6 protein-coding genes and 1 rRNA gene (1 of these 7 cut by a window edge) are annotated in these 6,989 nt (G+C 44.1%); 3 read left to right on the top strand and 4 right to left on the bottom strand.

What is annotated here, in order from left to right:
• A 16S ribosomal RNA gene (locus CDO84_RS03795) occupies nt 1-1,448 on the bottom strand; it reaches 102 nt to the left of the window's first position.
• A gap of 291 nt (nt 1,449-1,739) precedes the next feature.
• A complete protein-coding gene (locus CDO84_RS03790) occupies nt 1,740-2,624 on the bottom strand; it encodes a nucleotidyltransferase-like protein (protein ID WP_014663283.1) in 885 nt (294 codons plus the stop codon).
• Between the two features lie 207 nt (nt 2,625-2,831).
• Between CDO84_RS03790 and CDO84_RS03785 the strand changes: the two genes are divergently transcribed.
• Complete coding sequence (locus CDO84_RS03785) at nt 2,832-3,185, top strand: YgzB family protein (protein WP_014479226.1); 354 nt, start codon at nt 2,832-2,834, stop codon at nt 3,183-3,185.
• A 34-nt stretch (nt 3,186-3,219) separates the two neighbouring features.
• On the opposite strand, the gene perR is transcribed toward CDO84_RS03785, so the two are convergent.
• On the bottom strand, nt 3,220-3,657 hold the full coding sequence (perR, locus tag CDO84_RS03780) for a peroxide-responsive transcriptional repressor PerR (RefSeq protein ID WP_003223285.1): 438 nt from the start codon (nt 3,655-3,657) through the stop codon (nt 3,220-3,222).
• Nucleotides 3,658-3,789: 132 nt separating this feature from the next.
• Complete coding sequence (gene bcp, locus CDO84_RS03775) at nt 3,790-4,263, bottom strand: thioredoxin-dependent thiol peroxidase (protein WP_014663282.1); 474 nt, start codon at nt 4,261-4,263, stop codon at nt 3,790-3,792.
• A 149-nt stretch (nt 4,264-4,412) separates the two neighbouring features.
• Between bcp and CDO84_RS03770 the strand changes: the two genes are divergently transcribed.
• Together CDO84_RS03770 and CDO84_RS03765 are read left to right on the top strand one after the other, a co-directional pair.
• Nucleotides 4,413-5,702: a glutamate-1-semialdehyde 2,1-aminomutase gene (locus CDO84_RS03770; RefSeq protein WP_040083664.1), complete on the top strand. Its 1,290-nt coding sequence runs from the start codon at nt 4,413-4,415 to the stop codon at nt 5,700-5,702.
• A gap of 219 nt (nt 5,703-5,921) precedes the next feature.
• Nucleotides 5,922-6,983: an aromatic acid exporter family protein gene (locus CDO84_RS03765; RefSeq protein WP_014663280.1), complete on the top strand. Its 1,062-nt coding sequence runs from the start codon at nt 5,922-5,924 to the stop codon at nt 6,981-6,983.
• The last annotated feature ends 6 nt before the right edge of the window (nt 6,984-6,989 follow it).

The following is a 6,989-nucleotide window of genomic DNA, read 5'->3' as shown; positions in this document are numbered from 1 at the left end:
CACCGACTTCGGGTGTTACAAACTCTCGTGGTGTGACGGGCGGTGTGTACAAGGCCCGGGAACGTATTCACCGCGGCATGCTGATCCGCGATTACTAGCGATTCCAGCTTCACGCAGTCGAGTTGCAGACTGCGATCCGAACTGAGAACAGATTTGTGGGATTGGCTTAACCTCGCGGTTTCGCTGCCCTTTGTTCTGTCCATTGTAGCACGTGTGTAGCCCAGGTCATAAGGGGCATGATGATTTGACGTCATCCCCACCTTCCTCCGGTTTGTCACCGGCAGTCACCTTAGAGTGCCCAACTGAATGCTGGCAACTAAGATCAAGGGTTGCGCTCGTTGCGGGACTTAACCCAACATCTCACGACACGAGCTGACGACAACCATGCACCACCTGTCACTCTGCCCCCGAAGGGGACGTCCTATCTCTAGGATTGTCAGAGGATGTCAAGACCTGGTAAGGTTCTTCGCGTTGCTTCGAATTAAACCACATGCTCCACCGCTTGTGCGGGCCCCCGTCAATTCCTTTGAGTTTCAGTCTTGCGACCGTACTCCCCAGGCGGAGTGCTTAATGCGTTAGCTGCAGCACTAAGGGGCGGAAACCCCCTAACACTTAGCACTCATCGTTTACGGCGTGGACTACCAGGGTATCTAATCCTGTTCGCTCCCCACGCTTTCGCTCCTCAGCGTCAGTTACAGACCAGAGAGTCGCCTTCGCCACTGGTGTTCCTCCACATCTCTACGCATTTCACCGCTACACGTGGAATTCCACTCTCCTCTTCTGCACTCAAGTTCCCCAGTTTCCAATGACCCTCCCCGGTTGAGCCGGGGGCTTTCACATCAGACTTAAGAAACCGCCTGCGAGCCCTTTACGCCCAATAATTCCGGACAACGCTTGCCACCTACGTATTACCGCGGCTGCTGGCACGTAGTTAGCCGTGGCTTTCTGGTTAGGTACCGTCAAGGTACCGCCCTATTCGAACGGTACTTGTTCTTCCCTAACAACAGAGCTTTACGATCCGAAAACCTTCATCACTCACGCGGCGTTGCTCCGTCAGACTTTCGTCCATTGCGGAAGATTCCCTACTGCTGCCTCCCGTAGGAGTCTGGGCCGTGTCTCAGTCCCAGTGTGGCCGATCACCCTCTCAGGTCGGCTACGCATCGTTGCCTTGGTGAGCCATTACCTCACCAACTAGCTAATGCGCCGCGGGTCCATCTGTAAGTGGTAGCCGAAGCCACCTTTTATGTTTGAACCATGCGGTTCAAACAAGCATCCGGTATTAGCCCCGGTTTCCCGGAGTTATCCCAGTCTTACAGGCAGGTTACCCACGTGTTACTCACCCGTCCGCCGCTAACATCAGGGAGCAAGCTCCCATCTGTCCGCTCGACTTGCATGTATTAGGCACGCCGCCAGCGTTCGTCCTGAGCCAGGATCAAACTCTCCGATAAATGGATCACAGGTTAAGTTCACCGCATCCTGCGGCGACACCTGTGTGACCTGCGTCATGCAGGCCCTAGTTTGACTGACTACGCACATCACTGTGCGATTTATAAAAATGAATTAACAGGTACGTTTTGTCTTGTTTAGTTTTCAAAGATCATTTTCACTTCTTGTTGAAGCGACTTTATCAATATAACATTTTGACTTTCTTTTGTCAAATGTTTTTTTGATTTATTTCCCCGCCGCTGTGAGCTTATTTTCTCAGAAGCGCATCAGCGACGTTTAATAATATAACACGGTCAAGAAACAGAGTCAACACCTTTTTTAAAAGAATATCCTCGGTGATAGACAGCCTGTCCTTTCGTTTCTATTTGGCTGACGTTGATAAGTCCCTTTTCTGTCAAGTAATCAAGCATAACGCCAAGATCCTGTGTAAAGTGCTTTAGGTCATGATGTTGAAGAAGCTCACCGAATTGCCAAATGTCTTTTTCTTTCATTACTTCGAAAAGATGCGCCGAACCGATCTCTGCTTTAGAATGGATAAGAAAATCATTTGCTAAGAATAATAATTCTAGTCTTTTTTCCAAGCTCTCGTGACTTTCAATCAGCTCGGAATATAATTTGTACACTTGGGGCTCCATCTGGCGCACTTGGCTCCACACCGTGGTTTCGGGATGAAATCCTCTGTCGATTACTTCAATACGTGCTAAATGATGCAACGCATGAACAACGGCGTTGTAGGCATCTAAAAATTGATTGGCTTCAAAAAAAGCTTTTCCTTCAACATACCTTCTGATTAATTTGCCGTATTCGAGTCCGATCTTCAGTTTACGTTCGGCAAACGGAAATGTATTCAGCCTGTCAATCAGTTCAGCAACGTATTCATTACGGTCAAACAAGATTCTGCCATTTACAATCCAATCTATGATTCTTCTATTTGTTCCAAGCAAAATCCATTCTTGAATCTGAGAATCTGTTACCACATGCAAAGAAGCTGTTTGATGATCGAATTCATAGTGCTTTATAAAAACTGGCTCATCAGCATCCTTTACAATCACCAGCAAAGCTGCGTCAAAGTTATCTGTTAAGGAAGATGTTTTGTTTCTTCTCTCAATCATAATGACAGCTAATGTATTGGGGTGACTTGCTCTTTCTTGGTAAATTGGGCGGAGAAGATTTTCCATCACTATTCCTCCAATGCAATTGTTCAAATTTTTTTATTCTCTATTTGATTCAATTCTATGGTTAAAACGAAATTCCTTTTTTCTAAACACATTGAACTATTATAAACAATTTCACAGCAAGTCTCCATAAGTAAATTCCAGTTCAACCGAAAACATGAAGAAAATCCCATCGGGTTTGTGCTATAGTTAAATCAGAGGGGGATGGACATGGCGAAATACTCCAGCAAAATTAATAAAATCAGAACATTCGCGTTAAGTTTGGTTTTCGTTGGGTTTATCATTATGTACATCGGGATTTTTTTCAAAGAGTCAGTTTTGCTTTCTAGTTTGTTTATGATACTTGGGCTTTTATCGATCGGTCTCAGCACGGTTGTTTACTTTTGGATTGGAATGCTTTCGACTAAAGCGGTTCGCGTCATTTGTCCAGGCTGTGATAAAGAGACAAAGGTTTTAGGAAGAGTCGATATGTGCATGCATTGCCGAGAGCCGCTGACTTTAGATAAGGGATTAGAAGGAAAAGAATTTGATGAGTCTTATAATAAAAAGAAAATGTCGAAATAAAATAAGCTGACCGTTTCGTGCGGTCAGCTTATTTTTAATGATTTTCTTTTTTCGAACACTCTTGGCAGACGCCGTAAATTTCTAAACGGTGGTGGCTTACCTTGAAACCAGTGACGTGGGCAGCAAGCTGCTCAACTTCGTCAAGGCCCGGGTAATGGAAGTCCACAATTTTCCCGCAGTTTTCACAAATCGCGTGATAGTGATCGGATGTGACAAAATCGAATCTGCTGGAAGCATCACCGTATGTGAGCTCTTTTACCAAACCTGATTCTCGGAACACACGCAAATTGTTATATACCGTCGCTACGCTCATGTTAGGAAATTTCCCTTCCAGAGCTTTATATATATCGTCCGCTGTTGGATGAGCCATAGAGTTAACGAGATATTCCAGAATCGCATGACGTTGAGGAGTAATGCGAACTCCGGTTTCCTTCAACGTTTCTAAGGCTTCTTTTAGTTCATGTGCAGCCATCCGTCATGCACCTCTCTTCTAAAAAAAATTCTTACATTGTAATGTTTATAATTAGTGTAACTCTTTCTACGATAATTTGTCAATTGATATCAGGGTAAAAGTAAGCATATCATTTGAGGCTGATAGACGAATTTACTTTTCCGACATATCCTTGAGGGTTTGAAGCGCTTCGGCTACATGGTCTTTCACTTTTACCTTTCTCCATTCTTTAACGAGACGGCCTTCTTTATCAATTAAAAAAGTGGAGCGCTCGATTCCCATATATTCTTTTCCGAAGTTTTTCTTCAGCTTCCACACATCAAACGCTTCCGCCAGCTTATGCTCATCATCAACAAGAAGCAGAAATGGAAGATCATGCTTCTCTTTAAATTTTCCGTGTTTTTCCTGGCTGTCCGGGCTGACACCGATAATGACGGCATCCAGTTCACTGAAGCTTTCGTGATTGTCCCGAAAATCGCAGGCTTCCGTTGTACACCCCGGTGTCATGTCCTTTGGATAAAAATAAAGCACGATATACTTTCCTTTATAATCCGATAATTTTACTGTTTCCCCATGATCGCCTTTTAACTCAAGATCAGGTGCTTTTTGTCCGATTTCTATAGTCATTACGTTACCTCCGGATGTTTTTTTATTAAGCGTATCCAATTCTTGTCCAGATTACAACCATCTCAGCTGCAGAAGCCCAAAGCCATTGTTCTTGTTCGGAAGCATGCTACAATAGAAAGGACGCATGGAGATATAGGAGGTTTTTATTCTTGCATACAAAATCAATTGAACTTCACAATGAGGCATTAGAGCACATTGTCGGCGGTGTAAACAGCCCGTCTAGATCATATAAAGCAGTCGGCGGCGGTTCTCCCGTTGCAATGGAGAAAGCAAGCGGCGCTTATTTTTGGGATGTGGACGGCAACAAATACATCGATTATTTAGCGGCGTATGGTCCGATTATTACAGGACATGCCCACCCGCATATTACAGAAGCGATTAAAAAAGCGGCAGAGAACGGTGTATTGTATGGAACACCGACGAAACATGAGGTTACATTTGCAAAGATGCTCAAAGAAGCTATTCCCGCTATGGACAAAGTAAGATTCGTCAATTCGGGAACAGAAGCCGTTATGACGACCATCCGCGTGGCCCGCGCATATACAGGCCGGACAAAAATCATTAAATTTGCAGGCTGCTATCACGGGCATTCGGACCTTGTGCTTGTCGCTGCAGGCTCCGGCCCGTCCACTCTCGGCACTCCGGACTCAGCCGGTGTACCAAAAAGCATTGCAAACGAAGTGATCACTGTTCCATTTAATGATATCGAAAGCTATAAAGAGGCTCTTGATAAATGGGGCAGTGAAATCGCGGCAGTTCTCGTTGAACCGATTGTCGGCAACTTCGGTATCGTTGAGCCAAAAGAAGGTTTCTTAGAAAAAGTAAATGAATTGACGCACAATGCAGGCGCTCTCGTTATTTACGATGAAGTCATTACGGCTTTCCGCTTTATGTATGGCGGCGCGCAGGATCTCTTACAGGTGAAACCGGATTTAACAGCGCTCGGAAAAATTATCGGCGGCGGACTTCCGATTGGCGCCTATGGCGGCAAAAAAGAAATCATGGAGCAGGTAGCTCCGCTAGGGCCTGCTTATCAGGCTGGAACAATGGCAGGGAACCCCGCTTCCATCCTATCAGGCATCGCTTGTCTGGAAGTGCTCAAAGAGGAAGGCGTGTATGAAAAGCTTGATCACCTTGGCGCAATGCTGGAAGAAGGCATTTTACAGCACGCAGAAACACACGGCATCACAATTACTGTCAATCGCTTAAAAGGCGCACTCACGGTTTATTTCTCTGATGAGAAAGTCGAAAATTATGAGCAGGCTGAACGTAGTGACGGAGAAACATTCGCTGCGTTTTTCAAACTGATGCTGGAACGCGGAGTTAATTTAGCACCTTCTAAGTATGAAGCCTGGTTTATCACGACAGCACATACAGAGCAGGATATTAAAGACACGCTTGAGGCGGTCGAGGATGCTTTTAAACATCTTAAAAACTAGAATTTGACACCTTGGACAGGAGCATTGAGCTCCTGTTTTTTTATGGATTCATATAACGTGTAAGATTTTGGTCTTTTTCTAGAAAAATAGCTTGAATATTTGTATCGATCCCTGTATATTACTTAATTGTTTAGCAAATAAACTAACCGGGAATTTTAAGGATTAGCCCATTTGCTATGTCACACAATTTACTATAGAAAGGAATGCACGCACAAACCAATGAAACTTGGTGCCCGCATTTTCAAAACCGGGATTGCGATTACACTTGCCCTTTATTTGGCTTCGTGGATCGGGCTTCCCGCGCCGATTTTCGCTGGAATTGCAGCGATATTTGCGATTCAGCCGTCGATTTACCGCTCTTTTCTCATTATTATTGACCAGGTTCAGGCAAATATCATCGGAGCTGTGATTGCCACAGTGTTCGGCCTTATTTTCGGACCCAGCCCGATTATGATCGGGTTAACAGCAGTTATTGTCATTACAATCATGCTGAAACTTAAAATTGAACATACAATTTCAATTGCTCTTGTAACAGTCATTGCGATATTAGAATCTGCCGGTGACGACTTTTTAATGTTCGCGCTGATCAGAACAAGCACAGTCATTTTAGGGGTGCTTTCTTCTTTTATTGTCAACCTTGTGTTTTTGCCTCCTAAGTACGAAACAAAGCTGATTCATAATACCGTCGAAAACACCGAAGAAATTATGAAGTGGATCAGATTGTCCATGCGGCAGTCGACAGAGCATTCGATTTTGAAAGAGGATATTGAAAAACTGAAAGAAAAAATGATCAAGCTTGATCAGACATATCTTCTATATAAAGAAGAAAGAAGTTACTTTAAGAAAACGACTTATGTGAAATCAAGAAAGCTTGTCCTGTTCAGACAGGCCATTATTACTGCAAACCGGGCGCTTGATACATTGAAGAAGCTGCATCGTCTGGAAAACGAGATCTATCATATGCCGGAAGAGTTTCAGGAAACACTGACTGAAGAGCTTGATTACCTGCTTTACTGGCATGAACTGATTTTAATGAGGTTTGTCGGCAAAATCAAGCCGCATGATGACGCGGATGAAGAAGGCATTCGATATAAGCAGCTTTTAACAAAGTCCTTTTTAAAAAATCAGCAAAATACGGATGAGGAGCTTATTGATTACAACATGCTCAATATTATGGCAAGCGCCGTAGAATACCGTGAGCAGCTCGAACATTTAGAAACACTCATCACAAGTTTTCAAACGTATCATCCGAAAGACTGCGAAATAGAAACAGAAGAGTAACCCGGT

The sequence above is a fragment of the Bacillus sp. MD-5 genome (assembly GCF_002201875.1).
Lineage (GTDB): Bacteria > Bacillota > Bacilli > Bacillales > Bacillaceae > Bacillus > Bacillus stercoris.
Note: the sequence above shows the minus strand (reverse complement) of the source record. Positions and strands in the feature narration are given on the sequence as shown.